Source organism: Flavobacterium sp. HBTb2-11-1, assembly GCF_009826975.1.
Taxonomy (GTDB): Bacteria; Bacteroidota; Bacteroidia; order Flavobacteriales; family Flavobacteriaceae; genus Flavobacterium.
This window is the reverse complement of record NZ_WUMO01000009.1, coordinates 127,714-144,527: the sequence shown is the minus strand read 5'-3', so window position 1 is coordinate 144,527 and position 16,814 is coordinate 127,714. Positions and strand designations below refer to the sequence as shown.

At 35.0% G+C, this 16,814-nt stretch carries 15 protein-coding genes; 4 read left to right on the top strand and 11 right to left on the bottom strand.

Going from position 1 to position 16,814, the window contains the following annotated elements:
* Positions 1-137 precede the first annotated feature (137 nt).
* Both GR162_RS19040 and GR162_RS19035 read right to left on the bottom strand, forming a co-directional pair.
* Complete coding sequence (locus tag GR162_RS19040; RefSeq protein WP_008462177.1) at positions 138-506, bottom strand: PUR family DNA/RNA-binding protein; 369 nt, start codon at positions 504-506, stop codon at positions 138-140.
* A gap of 68 nt (positions 507-574) precedes the next feature.
* Complete coding sequence (locus GR162_RS19035) at positions 575-2,353, bottom strand: ABC transporter ATP-binding protein (RefSeq protein WP_160783409.1); 1,779 nt, start codon at positions 2,351-2,353, stop codon at positions 575-577.
* Between the two features lie 204 nt (positions 2,354-2,557).
* On the opposite strand from GR162_RS19035, the gene GR162_RS19030 reads away from it, so the two are divergent.
* From GR162_RS19030 to yajC, 3 genes are all read left to right on the top strand, one after another.
* Entirely contained in the window at positions 2,558-3,664 is a 1,107-nt protein-coding gene (locus GR162_RS19030) for a Glu/Leu/Phe/Val dehydrogenase (RefSeq protein ID WP_008462182.1), read from the top strand.
* A gap of 272 nt (positions 3,665-3,936) precedes the next feature.
* Complete coding sequence (nusB, locus tag GR162_RS19025) at positions 3,937-4,848, top strand: transcription antitermination factor NusB (RefSeq protein WP_160783408.1); 912 nt, start codon at positions 3,937-3,939, stop codon at positions 4,846-4,848.
* 75 nt (positions 4,849-4,923) lie between these two features.
* Positions 4,924-5,199, top strand: a complete 276-nt coding sequence (gene yajC / locus GR162_RS19020) for a preprotein translocase subunit YajC (protein ID WP_008462186.1) — start codon at positions 4,924-4,926, stop codon at positions 5,197-5,199.
* 273 nt (positions 5,200-5,472) lie between these two features.
* Here yajC and GR162_RS19015 read toward each other — a convergent pair whose 3' ends face one another.
* The 7 genes from GR162_RS19015 to GR162_RS18985 form a co-directional block, all read right to left on the bottom strand.
* Entirely contained in the window at positions 5,473-6,060 is a 588-nt protein-coding gene (locus GR162_RS19015; protein WP_160783407.1) for a YdeI family protein, read from the bottom strand.
* The gene (pepT, locus tag GR162_RS19010) at positions 6,060-7,337 is read right to left on the bottom strand and encodes a peptidase T (protein WP_160783406.1); all 1,278 of its coding nucleotides are present in this window, start codon (positions 7,335-7,337) and stop codon (positions 6,060-6,062) included. Before pepT ends, GR162_RS19015 begins: the two co-directional genes overlap by 1 nt.
* A 119-nt stretch (positions 7,338-7,456) precedes the next feature.
* Positions 7,457-8,587, bottom strand: coding sequence for a formylglycine-generating enzyme family protein (locus GR162_RS19005; protein WP_160783405.1), 1,131 nt, complete (start codon positions 8,585-8,587; stop codon positions 7,457-7,459).
* Between the two features lie 95 nt (positions 8,588-8,682).
* Positions 8,683-9,654, bottom strand: coding sequence for a DUF6515 family protein (locus tag GR162_RS19000; RefSeq protein ID WP_160783404.1), 972 nt, complete (start codon positions 9,652-9,654; stop codon positions 8,683-8,685).
* Positions 9,655-9,726: 72 nt separating this feature from the next.
* A complete protein-coding gene (locus GR162_RS18995; RefSeq protein WP_160783438.1) occupies positions 9,727-10,947 on the bottom strand; it encodes a porin in 1,221 nt (406 codons plus the stop codon).
* 22 nt (positions 10,948-10,969) lie between these two features.
* Positions 10,970-11,548: a hypothetical protein gene (locus tag GR162_RS18990; RefSeq protein WP_160783403.1), complete on the bottom strand. Its 579-nt coding sequence runs from the start codon at positions 11,546-11,548 to the stop codon at positions 10,970-10,972.
* Between the two features lie 87 nt (positions 11,549-11,635).
* Positions 11,636-14,071: an arylsulfatase gene (locus tag GR162_RS18985; RefSeq protein WP_160783402.1), complete on the bottom strand. Its 2,436-nt coding sequence runs from the start codon at positions 14,069-14,071 to the stop codon at positions 11,636-11,638.
* 373 nt (positions 14,072-14,444) lie between these two features.
* On the opposite strand from GR162_RS18985, the gene GR162_RS18980 reads away from it, so the two are divergent.
* A complete protein-coding gene (locus tag GR162_RS18980; RefSeq protein ID WP_160783401.1) occupies positions 14,445-15,479 on the top strand; it encodes a quinone-dependent dihydroorotate dehydrogenase in 1,035 nt (344 codons plus the stop codon).
* On the opposite strand, the gene GR162_RS18975 is transcribed toward GR162_RS18980, so the two are convergent.
* Both GR162_RS18975 and GR162_RS18970 read right to left on the bottom strand, forming a co-directional pair.
* The gene (locus tag GR162_RS18975) at positions 15,465-16,181 is read right to left on the bottom strand and encodes a DUF3307 domain-containing protein (RefSeq protein WP_160783400.1); all 717 of its coding nucleotides are present in this window, start codon (positions 16,179-16,181) and stop codon (positions 15,465-15,467) included. The genes GR162_RS18980 and GR162_RS18975 overlap by 15 nt on opposite strands.
* Complete coding sequence (locus GR162_RS18970; protein ID WP_160783399.1) at positions 16,178-16,786, bottom strand: hypothetical protein; 609 nt, start codon at positions 16,784-16,786, stop codon at positions 16,178-16,180. Before GR162_RS18970 ends, GR162_RS18975 begins: the two co-directional genes overlap by 4 nt.
* Positions 16,787-16,814: the final 28 nt, after the last annotated feature.

Here is a 16,814-nt window from a genome sequence, read left to right as displayed (position 1 = left end):
TAATTTTGAAATGTTAGAAGTGAGATTAAGTTAATGTGCGTCTCACATTTTACAAATCACATCTCACAAATAAATATATAAAAAAAGTCCAAAATGCAGAACAAATTGGACTCCTACTTTATGTAGATGATTTTTGATTAAATATCATCAAAATCGATATCTGTAAAACTAGATCTTTGGCTTTCAGTCTTTTCAGAGCTGTATTCTTTTTTAAAATCTTTTTGGTGTCTTTCAGAAATTACTTCTTCGCCTTTGTGGTTTAAAACATAAGAAGTCATTTCTTCTAATATTTCGGAGAAAGCACTGAAATCTTCTTTGTATAAATAGATTTTGTGTTTTTTGAAGTGAAAAGAACCATCTTCTTCAGTAAATTTTTTGCTTTCTGTAATCGTGATATAATAATCATCGGCTTTGGTAGCTCTCACATCAAAGAAATAAGTTCTTCTTCCTGCGCGTAATACTTTAGAAAAAATCTCTTCTTTTTCTAACATGTCATTTTCTCTCATAATACGTTCTATCATTTTTGGAATTAATAGTACTCAAAAATCATAAAAAATTATCTATTACGCAACAATTAAAGTAATTCTTTTTCCGAAAGTTGTTTTAAATATAACGATGCGTAATATCCCTCTTGATTTATTAATTGATTATGAGAACCTTGTTGAATTATCTTACCATCTTCGAGTATAATAATTTTATCTGCATTCTTGGCCGATGATACTCGATGACTCACAATTATAGTTGTTTTGTCTTTAGAAATTTCGAACAAATTATTCAAAATCATTTCTTCGGTTTCCGTATCCACAGCAGACAAACAGTCGTCAAAAAGTAAAATGGCAGGGTTTTTAATAATCGCTCTTGCAATAGAGACACGCTGTTTTTGTCCTCCCGAAAGTGTGATTCCTCTTTCTCCTAAAACGGTGTCATACTGTTTGTTAAAGGCAATAATATTGTCGTGAACAACTGCATTTTTAGCCGCTTCGATTACTTCTTCATCAGTAGCGTTTTGATTTCCGAATTTGATGTTATTCTTAATCGTATCCGAAAATAAAAAAGCATCTTGAGGCACGATTCCGATATTATTACGAAGATCATTCAGGTTTAAAGTGCTGATTTCATTTCCGTCAATTTTAACTTCTCCTTCGGTTACGTCATACAATCTTGAAATCAAAGAAAGGATAGTCGATTTTCCAGACCCCGTTTTTCCTAAAATGGCTAATGTTTCTCCTTTTTTTACTGTAAAAGAAACGTTTTTCAAAGCTTCGATATTAGTATCCTGATAGGTGAAAGAAACATTTTCAAAAGAGATATTTCCTTGGATTTCTGAAGTGTTTTCATTGTTGTTTTTGATTTCTGGTTCAATTTTCAAGAATTCATTCAAACGTTTCTGAGAAGCTTCTGCCTCTTGAACCATAGAAGAAACCCATCCTAAAGAAGCAACCGGCCAAGTCAGCATATTTACATATAATATAAACTCTGCGATGGTTCCGATGTTTGGAATGCTTCCGTTGATGTACATGACACCTCCAAAATAAATTACAACCAAATTACTGATTCCAATAAGCGCAATCATCAATGGACCAAATAAAGATTGAACTCTGGCAAGACTTAAGCTTTTGCGTTTGCTTTCTTCGGCAAGATCAACCATATTATTTTGATGCTGATTTTCTAATGAATAGGCTTTAATAACTCGAATACCTGAAAATATTTCTTGTGTAAAACTCGAAACTTTAGAAAGATATTGCTGGAACGTGGTGCTTCGTTTGTTGATTTCTGAGCTTAACTTGAAAATACAATACGAAAGAATTGGCAACGGCAATATAGTATATAAGGTAAGCAACGGCGATACATTGTACATATATAATATAACGATGGCAAAACGGATAGCTGTATTTATAGTATACATTACGGCTGGCCCAACATACATACGGACTTTTGAAACGTCTTCGCTGATGCGGTTCATCAAATCTCCTGTTCTATTTTGTTTGTAGAAATTTTGTGAAAGATTCTCGTATTGTCTAAAAACTTCATTTTTTAAGTCAAACTCAATATGGCGCGACATTACGATTAAAGTCTGGCGCATTAAAAAGGTCAAAAAACCTGCAACGATAGTCGTTCCAATGATAAGTAGCACATTATGAATGAGATCCTGACGAAAAGTTGCGATTACTATTTCTGATTTTTGCTCTGCAGCAGAAAGCTTGTCAAAATTTTCAATAGCGTTTAAAGACTTGCTAATAAGCTTTGGAGTAAATAGAGAAAATATTTGTGCGATTATGGTGATTAAAATTCCTAGCGAGAAACTGTATTTATATTTGATGAAATATTTGTTTAAATAGCTTAATTCTTTCATTTTTTTAAGAAATATGATATTGAATTGATTTAGATTTAAGAATTATTATTAAATAAAATTATAATAATTTGCGATTTAATCAAAACAATTATATTGTAAAATTGTTATTTTAAAGACAAAAAATTAGCGCATGTGTATTTTTTAATTATGTTTGGGATGTCTTTTTGACGAATTCATAATTTTAACCTAATTAATACTAGCGCTATGGATGCAACTTTCGCAACTGGAAAGGAACTTCAAAAAATGGATCCTGTTTTTGGTCAATTATCTTTTGACGATCACGAACAAATTGTATTTTGCAATGACAAAGATACAGGTTTAAAAGCAATTATTGGTATTCATAATTCGGTTATGGGGCCAGCTTTGGGAGGAACCAGAATGTGGAATTATAACACAGAATGGGAAGCTTTAAACGATGTTTTACGCCTTTCTAGAGGTATGACGTTTAAATCTGCCATTACTGGACTAAATATTGGTGGAGGTAAAGCCGTTATTATCGGTGATGCTAAAACTCAAAAAACGCCTGAATTAATGCGTAAGTTTGGTGAATTTGTTCATTCACTTAGCGGAAGATATATTACTGCAGAAGATGTCGGAATGGAAACGAAAGACATGGATACTGTAAGAGATGTAACCCCTTATGTTACGGGGATTTCTGAAGAAAGAGGTGGTTCTGGAAACCCTTCTCCTGTAACTGCTTACGGTGTTTATTTAGGTATGAAAGCTGCTGCTAAAAGTCAGTTTGGTACTGATGTTTTAGACGGTAAAAAAGTTTTGGTACAAGGAATTGGACACGTGGGAGAAACTTTGGTTGAGTATTTAACTAAAGAAGGAGCACAGGTAACTATTTCTGATATCAACGAAGAAAAATTATACCAAGTTGCTTCAAAATACAATGCAGCCATTTATACTGGTGAAGATTTGTATACTGCAGATGTTGATATCTACGCGCCATGTGCAATGGGAGCAACAATCAATGATAGTACAGTAGATAAAATTAAAGCTAAAGTTATTGCTGGTGCAGCAAACAACCAATTAGCTGACGAAAATGTTCACGGAGCAAGATTACAGGAAAGAGGAATTTTATACGCTCCAGATTTCTTAATCAATGCTGGTGGAATTATCAATGTTTATGCTGAATTAGCAAACTACGGTAAAGCTGAAATCATGAGCAAAACAGAAAACATCTATAATACAACTTTAGAAATTATAGATTTCGCTGCTAAAAATAATATCACAACTCATAAAGCTGCTCTTACAATTGCTCAAAACAGAATTGATCAAAGAAGAAAAGAGAACGCTTCTAAGTAATTTTTGAGTTTACAGTCTCAGTCTCAGTTTTCAGATCTACTGGAAACTGAGACTTTTTGTTTTCGCTTAATACCGAAAACTGCGACTGAAAACTGCGACTGAAAACTGCATACCAGCAACTACTATTTTAAAGAACACTGAAAACTGCGACTGAAAACTGCGACTTTTTTACGAATTAATTTTAAAATACGCATCAAAAGTTATACTTTTGCAGACTAATTTTTAAATGTTCTTACACGGTGGTAAATAGAAGACACATACGCGTTAAAGTAATGCAATCCATTTATGCAATGCACCAAAGCGGTTCTGATAATATGGAAAAAGAAGAGAAATTCCTTTTTTATAGCATAGATAATATTCAGGACTTATATCTTATAATGCTTTCTTCATTGATAGAAATTTGCAAAAAAGAAGCTATCTATTTGCATCTATCAAGTAAAAAACACCTTGCTACTCCAGCAGAACGTAATCCGAACGAAAAGTTCATCAAAAACAAAATCTTCCAGCTTTTAGCAGAAAGTAATTCTCTTAGTATTGCTTTAGAAAACCGTAAAATCAATAACTGGTCTTTAAACGACGATTATATTATTTTGCTGTTAAATGACATTAAAGCAAGCGATATCTACAAAAAATACATGAGCAATAACGTTAACACGTTTGAAGAGGACAGACAATTCATCATTGATTTATTTGAAAATGTTATTGTTCCGAATGAAAAATTATATGAGTATTTAGAAGATGATAAATTGACTTGGGTTGATGATATTCCGGTTGTAAACACGCACATCATTAAACAACTGAAAGCCATTAAAACAGAAGATCCAGACGATTTTAGAGTGCCGAAATTGTATAAGGATATTGAAGATAAAGATTTTGCAAAAGATCTATTCAGAAGAACAGTTTTAAACGAAAGTGCTTTTGCAAAAGAATACGAAGATAAAACGCCAAACTGGGACAGTGACCGTATTGCCGAAATTGATACAATTATCTTAAAAATGGCAATTTGCGAGTTTATTAAATTCCCTTCAATTCCAGTAAAAGTAACTCTTAACGAATATTTAGAAATTGCGAAAGAGTATTCTACACCAAAAAGTAGTATTTTTATCAACGGAATTTTGGATAATCTAGTTAAAGAACTAACTGCCAATAAAAAGATGGTAAAAGTTGGTAGAGGATTGATGTAATTCAGGAAAATTCCAAATTTTAAATAAGAAATTCCAAGAAAAAAAATAAATATAAATCAAAAATAAATTTAAATTATGGGACAATTATCTCAATTTGCGCCATTCCTTTTAATGTTCGTGGTAATCTATTTCTTCATGATTAGACCACAGCAAAAAAGAGCTAAAAACGAAAAAGAATTTGAAAGCAACCTTAAAGTAGGTGATAAAATAGTTACAAAAAGTGGTTTCCACGGTAAAATTGCTGAATTAGCAGAAACTACTGTTGTAATCGAAACGATGTCTGGAAAATTAAAATTAGAGCGTTCTGCAATTTCTTTAGAATTGAGCGCTGCTTTGAATAAAAAAGCTTAAGCTTTTTTTAAAATTCCAATAAAATTATAAATCCCAAATTCCAAAAATGGAGTTTGGGATTTTTTTATGCGCACAGTTTTGTCATTTCGAATGAGAAATCTTCGCGAGAAATTTTATAATCTATGTTGCCAATCTTTGTAGATTCACGAGTGTGATTTCGCCCTTCGGTCGAAATGACAAAAAAGAAAAAACCTTCGTCAAAGTTTTAAAACTTTGACAAAGGTTTTGTAAAGCTTGGAATTTGGAATTTAGAAAATTTGGAATTTCAAAAAACTACCTGTATTTATCATTCAGCCCCACATTCACCAAAATCATCGGAATCACTTTTTCGATTCTTGAAAGTTTTGTTTTTTCCTGTTTGGCTGTTTCAATATATTCTAAAAATTCATATTGTTTATAAGGAGAAAATTTTTCGAAAGCAAACTTTAAATCTGGGTTTTTAGCCATTTCTGCATTTAAAAGTTCTGAAACGATTGCTTCTTTTTTTGCGGGTTTAATGACTTTCTCTTGTTTTTCGTTTTCAATAGCTTCTTTGATATATTCTAAAATCACTTTTTCGTCAATCTCTTCTTTAGAATAAAATCGCCATTGGCGCAAAGATTTTGTTACTTCCTCTTGAGCATTTATCAATTTCTTTTTCTCGTCTTTTAAGAAAACGCCATTAAAAAACCATATTGCAAAATAATCTTTAAATCCGCCAAGGCCAATTACGTTTTTCTTTTCGTAAACATAAACTGGACCGCCCCATTTTGTGGTTTCAGTCAGTTCTGTTTTGTCAATTATGGCTTTTAGCAGAATCAATTCTTCTTCCCATTGTGCGCCATATTTCCACATGCCTTTATTTTCGGATTTGGATTCCATTATTTTCTTTTCTTAGATTTTTCAGGTGCGTCAAAAATTCCAGGAATTGCGGTTAATTCAGCTATTTTTACAATAACATCAGTCGCTTTCTGAATGCTTTCTGCTGGAACATATTCGTATTTTCCATGAAAATTATGTCCGCCCGCAAAAATGTTCGGACAAGGCAGTCCCATAAATGATAATTGAGAACCGTCAGTTCCGCCGCGAATTGGTTTAATGATCGGTTTAATATTCAATTCTCTCATTGCTTTTTCAGCAATGTCTACAATATATTTTACAGGAAGAACCTTTTCTTTCATGTTGTAATATTGATCTTTTACTTCAGCAGTTACAATATCTTCGCCAAATTTCTTTGCGAATTTTTTATTGAATTGTTTCGCTAATTTGTGAATCAATTCTTTACGTTTTTCGAATTTCTTTCTGTTATGATCGCGAATAATTAGCTCTAAAACTGTTTCTTCAATATTTCCTTTGATGTGATGCACATGGAAAAAACCTTCATAACCTCTAGTTTCTTGAGGAGTTTCTCCTTTTGGAAGTTCGTTGATGAAATCATTTGCCAAAAGCATAGAATTGATCATTTTTCCTTTTGCATAGCCCGGGTGAACGCTTTTTCCTTTGAAAGTTATTTTAGCTCCAGCCGCGTTGAAATTTTCGTATTCCAATTCGCCAATCTGGCTTCCGTCCATAGTGTAAGCCCATTGCGCTCCAAATTTTTCAACATCAAAGTGATGCGCACCACGACCAATTTCTTCATCTGGAGTAAAACCAATTCTGATTTTTCCGTGTTTAATTTCGGGATGTTGGATCAAATACTCCATTGCCGAAACGATTTCAGTAATTCCAGCTTTATCGTCAGCACCCAACAGAGTTGTTCCGTCAGTTGTAATGATTGTTTGACCTTTATATTGCAATAAATCTTTGAAGTAGTCTGGAGATAAAACAATATTTTTTTCGGCATTCAGAACAATATCTTTTCCGTCGTAATTTTCAACGATTTGAGGTTTTACATTTGCTCCGCTAAAATCTGGAGAAGTATCAAAATGAGAAACAAAACCAATTGTTGGCACTTCATGATCAACATTGCTAGGAAGCGTTGCCATGATATAGGCTTTGTCATCAATCGTTACATCTTCTAGGCCAATTGCTTTTAGTTCGTCAACTAGTTTATTGGCAAGATTCCATTGTTTTTGCGTGCTTGGAGTTGTTTGAGAATTTGGATCCGATTCAGTGTCAATTGTTACATAACTGATAAAACGATCTATGATATGTTGCATTTTTTTAGATTTTTAGCAAATATAGAAAAATTTTTCCGCTGCAAAATTTAGCTTCCCAATATCTGGATTAATAAAAAAAGGGATTCTAAATTGAATCCCTTTCTAGTATCTTAAGTTTGTTATTTGCTTTTTACGCATCTAAATCCAACGTGATTGGCCGCCGATCTGATTTCGCCTTTTCCTCTTGTGCCCACCATGTATCGGGTGCAATATTGGTCAGTGCATAAAAATGAACCGCCACGATGCACACGTTTTATTTCAGACGGATCATTAGGATCGTAATAAGCATTTGGTCCTTGTGGATTTTTTGCTGTTTTACCGCTTTCTGCCAACGTTTTGTAGTAGTCGACGCTGTACCAGTCGTTTACCCATTCCCAAACATTTCCTGCCATATCATACAGACCATATCCGTTTGGAGCATATTGTTTTGTTGGGGCGATTCCTTTAAATCCGTCTTCTCCTGTATCGCCATCTTTAATCGGGAAATGTCCTTGATAAATATTGGCTTGAAATTTTCCTTTAGGTTTTAAATCATTTCCCCAAGCGTATAGATTTCCGGTTTTACCGCCACGCGCTGCAAATTCCCATTCTGCTTCTGTTGGAAGTCTTTTGCCAGCCCATTTCGCATAAGCGGCAGCATCTTCGTAGACAACGTGAACTACAGGATATTTTTCTTTTCCTTTAATACTGCTTTGCGGACCTTCTGGATGTCTCCAGTCGGCTCCTGGCTCATAACGCCACCATTGCAGAAAGTTATTCAAATTAACTGCTGAAGGAGTGGGAGTAAAGACCACAGAACCTGTTATTAAATCTTCTTCGTTGGCCGTTGGAAATTCTTCTTTAGTTGGTTTTTGTTCCGCAACAGTTACGTAACCTGTAGCTTTTACAAATTTTTCAAATTCTTCGTTTGTGACTTCAGTTTCATCCATATAATAGCCATTTACATAAACTCTATGGATAGGTGCGGCATCTTTGGTAACGCCTTTGATACTGCATAAACTTTCGTCTTCAACATTGGTGCCCATAGAGAATTCGCCACCTGGAATCCAAACCATGCCTTTTGGCGCTTTTTCTGCTGGTTTGTATTTGTTTTCTATAGTCGGTTTGAATTCAGATTCTGCAGTGCTTGGAGTTTCGTGGCACTCCACAGCTGCCTGTTCTGCTTTATGTGTAAATTTAGTATAACTATACGCAATTGAAATAATGGATAATGTGAGTAATGCAAAAATCCAAAAGGTTTTGTTTTTCATGGTTTATTATTTTGAGCTTATATGGTTATCAATAGCGGGTATAAAATTAGGCAAAATAACTTTTAAGTTATATTAATTTTATAGAATTAATAAAATTAATTATCTTTCTCAACTGACACAACTTCATACTTGTCTTTTCCGTCAATTTTTACGGGCTGGTAATAGGTTTCGCCAAATTTCACATATTTAGCATCGCCTATTGTCACTTCTTCTCCGCCTTCAGGCAATTTCTCCACAATAGTTCCCGCTGTAGGAGCAACTACAGTATATTTCCCGCCATCTTTTTCATAATACGTTCCTCCGTAATAATAATTATTTACCGTTCCCGTATTTACTGTTTCTGCTCCGCTAGGGATATTATTTACAGTTCCGCCAACTGGTGCAGGAACTGCCGTATAGCCACCATTAGTAGAGGTATACCAAACTCCTTGGTCGTAGTGATACTTCTCGTTTTGTACGCTTACAATAATTGCTGTAGTTGCCAATGTCGCTACAAAAAATCCCCAAGGATGCCAAACCGGACCCCAATAAAAAGGCACATAAGGACGAGGATAATATGGATGGTAACAATTATATCTGTAACCGCCATACACATAAGGTGGGCGTGTATATGGTCTATATCCTGGACGAACTACAGTATTTCGGTTATTGCGAACATGAACGCTATTGTTAACATTAATATTAACGTTATTTCTGTTTCTGTTAACCGTATTGCCGCTTATGTTGGTGTTTCTGTTGCCAATATTGTTGCGGTTGACAGTATTGTTTCTATTTACAGCGTTATTCCTGTTGGAATTGTTGGATGGTCTTGTAATTTGAGTCCCAGAATTATTAGCACCAGGTCTGGTTGTTGCAGGCCTCGTCGTTGTTGCGGGGCTTGATACATTGGGTCTAGATTGAGTAGCAGGTCTTGCTTGTCTGGTATGAACTGCTCCTCCGCCACCTCTGTTAAATCCGCCACCGCCACGATGACGTTGCGCTAAACCATCAATTGAGGTAAAGAAAAAAGTTGCGGTCAAACACATTAAAAGTGCCAGTTTTTTTACTGTTTTGGATATGTTTTTCATATTCAGTAATTTATGTGATTTAAAGTTATGAAAAAAAAGGTTCGATTTATGTTAATGAGCTAAAAGTTTGAATCATAATGAAATATCCCACTGTATTCTAAATCGCCATCCCTGCTGTAAGGGAAGTGTTTTGTCTTGAAAGCTAAAATAGCTTACCTCAGAAGTCAATTTGTTTTTATGTCCTTTAAAAAACCAATTAAAAGCCAATGTAGATTCATCCTGTCTATTTTCTCTTATTGAATTATCAGGTCTGTATGCGGCATGACGGCCAGCCATTTCTAAGTGTTTGGGCCACCAGTCAAAAACATTATGAAAAAAATATCCTGCCTGAATGTAATACCCTTTCATTATGGTGGTGTCATTGTTATTTATTTTGTCAATGATTTCCTTGGTGTGCAATTCACTCTGCCAAGAAAAACCACGATACATAAAAGCGGTCTCAAAATTCCATTGATTGACTCTGTACTGTCCTGGCAAACCATTTTCAAATCCGTCCAGAGAACCTCCTCCAGCTTGCGAGAATCTAGTGTATGGACTTCGATTGGTTATCGCAGAAAAAGCAATAATGGGAGTGGGTTTTTCATGAAATTCTAAGTCACAGCCTTCAAAATCAAGAAATCTTCCTAAAAAATTCCATTGCGCCCTTCCAAAATACATTAAATGATTATCATCATTAGAAGTGCTTCCTCGTCCAGTTCCTGTCAATGCTGCGGCCCAATAATTGAAATCGGCAATGCCTTTTCCTTTTAAATGGCCATATACTTCAGCTCCTAATTGTCTGTCTACAGTAAAAGGACGGTTGATTAAGGATCGGTCTACCATTTGTTGTTCGCCACTGCTTATAAATCGTTCGCGCGTAAATTCTGTTTTCCATTGTCCAACTTTAAAACTCAGCCAATCCCATTTTTCGATCATTATTCTGAAGTCAAGTAAATTAGATTGACTCAACTCATATTCCCAATAATATTTAAGCCAAGGTTCAAAAGCATGACCGCCGACTTTTAATCTGGCACGGTTTATTTTAAAAGTGGTTTTAGCATCTTGACTATAATCATCGTAAGTCAAAGGATCTGTATCATTTGGCGTTGAAAAGCGAAACTGCAGACGGCTTGCCAATTGGAAGAGGAATTTCTTGTCTCGGGTTTCCAATTCAATTCCTTTACTGCCATAGCGAACATTCATTAGTTTTGTGGTATCTTTTTCTTGTTGCGAAAATCCTTTAAAACCAATTAATAAAAAGAAAATGAAGAGTAGGCTTTTATAGATGCGATTTGATTTGTTTGAGCTGCACATAAGATCAATAGGTTTGTATAATTTATTTTCCTCCAAAGTTTTTTGCAATTCCTAAACCGATTCCCCAGCTGTCGTATGCGTTCCATTTAAAGTCGTAGCTCACAGTGCCAAAAATTTCCCATCCTTTAGGGAGTTCGTAGCCATATTCTACACCAGCTCTGGTTAAGAAAAAATCTTCTTCTTTGGCAAATTCGCCTCCAAAACCTAAGAGAAAACTCCAATGTTCGTTTGGTTTGTAAATTCCCATAAGGGCAGGGGCAATAGGATAACTTCTTTCTACAGTTTCTTTGCCGTCTCCGCTTGCGTAAACCTTTTCTACTTTAAATTTTTCTACAATAAAATCGGTATGAAGACCAATAGCCCATTTTTCATGAAACTGAAACGTATAATCGATTCCCCAAGCAGGAAGCGTTAAAGTTTCTCGATTTCCCTCGTCATCACGGCCTTCGAAAACATGAACATGATTGATAGAAATGCCAATTTGATGGTGTCGACTAAAAGCTTTTTCTTCGTTTTCTTGAGCTGAAATTTTGTTTTGAATGATTAAGTACAAAAGGGCTGTTAGAAAAAGTGTTTTTTTAAGATGGCTTGTACTAGTCATTGTGATTTAGTTTTTAATCTTTAATAAAAAAGAGGTATTTTATTTACTTTTTTCAGTATATAAATACCTCTTTAATTTTTCTATAGACTACTCGCTTTTCATAATTCTTAAAGCTTCTTTATTAAGATCTTCATAGCTTTGTTCGCTAATATCAACACCAACACCTAAGATTTCTCCACCTTTAAAAGTACCTGGTGATTTATATTGATGACTTACAGCGTCGCCACTATCGAATCCTACACAAAGACCATCACCAGAAAGTGTGAATTTACCTGGTTGTGTTTTCATAGGACCTTTGGCTACTTCTTTGCCGTCAATGTATAAATGACCTGTACCAATTTGCTCTCCGTTTTTACCGGTACTTTCTCTTACAAACTCAAATCCTAAGGCATGTTTACCAGGAGCTAAGGTCGCCGAAGAAACAAAAGTTTGTTCTGGCTGAATTCCTAAGAAATTATAGACATAGTATAATTTATTGTCTTTGATGAATAAAGTGTGTCCTCCAAAGCGAGATCCGTGAGCAAAAACTACTCCTGAAGCTCCCGATTTAATATCTACATCACCTACAATTTTGTATGAACGACCACGTACGTTTACTGCGACACCTTCTGGTACGGCAGCAGTTCCAGGATAGTAAATGTAACGAGTTTTTGGTTTTTCTTGAGAAGGACGTTCTGTGCTTAATAATTCCATAGGAGAACGGTCGTCTAGAGGTAAAACTAAATTTTTATTCGCTTCTTCAAACCAAGCATCTTTAAGTTCTTTTAATTTGTCAGGGTTCTTTTTAGCCAAATTGTTTGACTCAGCTCTGTCCACATCTACATTGTACAATTCCCACTCGTCTTTGTCAAAGTTGCTTTTACCCGTAAGTGGTACGTGTACAGCAACTGCTTTCCAACCGTCTTTCCAAATGGCTCTAGTACCTAACATAGTGTAATACTGAATGTGTTTTTGAGTAGGAGCATCTGGTTTAGCATCAAACGAGTATTTCATTGAAACTCCAGATAATGGATATTGATCTACGCCATTATATTTAGTAGGCATTTCTAAACCACAGATGTCTAAAATTGTAGGTACAATGTCAGTAGAATGGTGGTATTGATTACGGATTTCACCTCTGGCTTTAATTCCTTTTGGCCATGAAATTACTAATGCATCACAAGTTCCTCCTGCATAATTACTGTAACGTTTAAACATTTTGTAAGGAGCAGAGAAAGCCGCAGCCCATCCAGTAGGATAATGCTCGTAAGTATCTGGGCCTCCTAGTTTATCCAAATATTTTAAATTTTCAGATAATTCATCAGGATAACCATTAAAGAATTTGTTTTCGTTTACAGATCCAGAAGGAGAACCTTCGCCAGAAGCACCATTATCGGCTGCGTAAAGAACTACAGTGTTTTCTAACTGACCTGTTTTTTCTAAATACTCAATAACACGTCCTACTTGAGCATCAGTGTATTCGGAGAAACCTGCATACACTTCAGCTAGTTTTGAGAATAATTTTTTCTCATCAGCACTTAGTTTATTCCAAGGTTTTACATAATCACCAGGATTAGCAATATTAGGAGGTAAGAAATTGAAATCGGTGTTTTTAGTTCCTTTAGGCACAATTCCTTTAGCAATCATGCGAGGTAATACCCATTCGCGATAGGCATCGTAACCAGCATCAAATTTTCCTTTGTATTTAGCAATGTACTCTTCTGGTGCATGGTGTGGTGCATGGTTCGCTCCAGGACAATACCACATATACCATGGTTTAGAAGGGTTGGTGGCTTTTTGGTCTTTGATATATTCAATGGCTTTATCGGCTAAATCTTTAGATAAGTGGTACCCTTCTTCAGGAGTGTAAGGCGCCTCAATAAAGTGGTTGTCTTCTATTAAATCAGGATACCATTGGTTGGTTTCGCCTCCTATGAATCCATAATAGCGGTCAAAGCCCATTTGGGTTGGCCATTGTGCTTTGGAACCTCCAGAAGAAACGTCTTGTTCAGGTACGTTGTGGTTTTTTCCAATCCAGAAAGTACTCCATCCTGCTTGTTGTAATACTTGACCAATAGTAGCACACTGAGCTGGGATTTGTCCGTTTGCTCCAGGATAACCATCTGTCGTTTCGGTGATGGATGCCATACCATTTAAGTGGTGGTTACGACCCGTTAATAAAGTAGAACGAGTTGGCGAACATAATGCTGTAGTATGCCATTGGGTATAGGTAATACCATTGTCTGCTAATTTTTGTAGTGTTGGCATGTTGATGGCTCCTCCATAAGGAGACCAGGCAGCCTGTCCTGTGTCGTCGTATAAGATAAACAATACGTTTGGCGCACCTTCTGGAGCTGATTTTTTGGTGTAGGGTTTCCAGTCTGGTTTTGAATTTCTAATGTCAAGTTCGATGACACCATGGAAATTCTCTTTTGTTACTTTCTGCGGATCTGCCTGAGCAGATATTTTTGAAGTTAAGCCAAATGAAAGGCAAAATAGCAGGGTGAAAATACTTTTCAGGATGAATTGTTTACTGACTTTCATGATTAAAGTTATTAATTAATTAATCTTTTTAAGGGTACTCTTTTGAATCTGGATATAAAAACAATCTAAAAAGAATAGAATTTCTATTCTTTTATAAATCAATCTATTTTGATGGTATATATGAGATGAATATCTCAAAAGTAAAGATTATTAACCTCAGAGAGGATTTTAGAAGAGCCAAACTTGTTTCATTTTATAACTTGCAACATAAAAAAAACACGTTTTTGGGCTATTGCATTCTAATTTTTTAAAATTGTTTTATTTATAGATGAAATAATTAAACAAAAATGAAATTATTTGTTTTTTGTAAAAAAGCACCTTTTTAAACTATAATATTTAAATTTGCAGCCAAAATAACAACAACACAACTCTTATGTATAAATTGATAATTCGTCCGATACTTTTTTGTTTTGATCCTGAAAAAGTGCATTACTTTACTTTCTCATTTGTAAAATTCATTTCAAAAATCCCTGGAGTTTCGGCAATTATAAGATCGATTTATGTAGTAAAAGACACTCGATTAGAAAGAGAAGTTTTCGGAATTAAATTCAAAAATCCAGTTGGACTTGCTGCAGGTTTTGATAAAGATGCGAAACTGTATAAAGAACTAGGCGATTTTGGTTTTGGTTTTATCGAAATTGGAACTGTAACGCCAGTTGGACAAGAAGGAAATCCCAAAAAACGTTTATTCCGTCTAAAAGAAGATCAAGCGATTATTAACCGAATGGGGTTTAATAATGGAGGAGTTTTAGAAGCTGTAGAGCGTCTTAAAAAGAATTCAGGTGTTTTAATTGGAGGAAATATCGGAAAAAACAAAGTGACCGATAACGAAGATGCCGTAAAAGATTATATCATTTGTTTTGATGCGCTTTTTAATCATGTAGATTATTTTGTTGTGAATGTAAGTTCGCCAAATACGCCAAATTTAAGAGCTTTACAAGACAAAGAACCTTTGACAGCTTTATTGCAGACTTTGCAGAACAGAAATATCGAAAAGCAAAAAACAAGCACTCAAAAAGTAAAACCAATTCTTTTAAAAATTGCTCCAGACTTAACAGATGAGCAATTATTGGATATTATTGATATTGTAAAAACAACTCAGATTGCAGGTGTAATTGCAACAAATACCACTATTTCTAGAGAAGGTTTACAGTCGGCTAATCAAACAGAAATGGGAGGTTTATCTGGAAAACCATTAACGAAACGTTCTACAGAAGTCATTCGTTTTCTTTCAGAAAAAAGCAATAAAGCATTCCCGATTATTGGAGTGGGAGGAATTCATTCTGCCGATGATGCAATTGAAAAATTAAACGCAGGAGCAAGTTTGGTGCAATTGTACACTGGATTTATTTATGAAGGTCCAGCATTGATAAAAGTAATCAACAAAAAAGTTTTAGAGCAATTGTAAAAATAAGGCTTGAACGGTTAATCCAGCAAGTATTGCAATTCCAAAGCTGATTAAAGTGCCGATTAAAACATATTCGGTCAATTTTCGGTCTTTGGCTTCTTTTAAATCTCCAAATCTGAAAATAGATTTTGCAGCCAATAAAAATCCGATTGCTTCAAAATGTCCGGTTAAAATAAAACCGAAAACAAATAAGCGTTCTAAAATACCAATATAATTTCCAGCAGCAATTAGTGAATTATCCTCATTGCTGTCTTTGCTTTCTGGCGCCCAGATTGAAATGATAGTCTTTATAAAAATAGAGGTTGGTTTTGTGAGCAATAAAAATCCGACAAGTAGAATCCAGAATTGATTGTCATTCCAAAAATCAGGTATTGGCTTATTTTCGTACAGAAGTACGATTCCAATTAAAATTAAAATATGTGCAATTTGGTCCACTACAAACCAAGTGCGTTTGGTTTTAGGTTTCTGGAAATTCAGTTTGATTAAATCTACAATTCCGTGCATAACAGCGATCACAGCTGCATAAGGTATAAAATTGATTTCGCCCGCTAAGACCGCTGCTAAAACTCCATGCAGTAAAATATGAATATATAAGTAAACACTTTTATGTTTTTTGAGTTCTTTGTCGGCAACCCAAGAATTAGGCTGCCAGATAAAATCGCCTAATAAATGAGCGAGAAGAAGTTTTATAAATAAAATCATGGGGCAAGTTGTTTTATCTGTGTTCTAAAATAACGATCTAAATTCATAACCAAATCAAACTGAGCGCGTTTTTGTCTTCTGCTCACAGCAGCTTGGTTTATGCCTAATTTTTGGCCTAACTCTTCTTGCGACAAGGTTGGATTTTCTATTGCCAATGCCACAAATTCTGCCGACTGTACCAGCCAGCTATCCATAAAGGTCAATGCAAGCTGCAGCATTAAATTGAGTTTTTCATCAAAATCAGTATTTCCAATTCGAAGCGCTAATGTGACTTTCTGTTTTTTTAAAGTTTCAAAAAGCTCTCCTGAATGTATAAAAGCAGAACCATTGCTTTCAGATATTCTTTCAGCATTATGCGTTTTATCTCCAAAACCAATACTCATGCGAGCATCAGATTTAATAGTTCTTAAATGCGCCTTTATTAAAATTGCGGTAAGCAAAGCATCTTCAGGATTTGTCACTTCAATCTGAAATTCATCTCCACGGTAAATTTCCCATTGACTTGGCGTATGGCCCAATGGCGCTAAAATTTTCTTTAGGTCATCAACCCAGTGTTCAGATTGCTGTCTCGAACCAATAATGTCTGCTGTAATTACACTAGTCATAACTCAAATATAATTAAAAAATTATAAA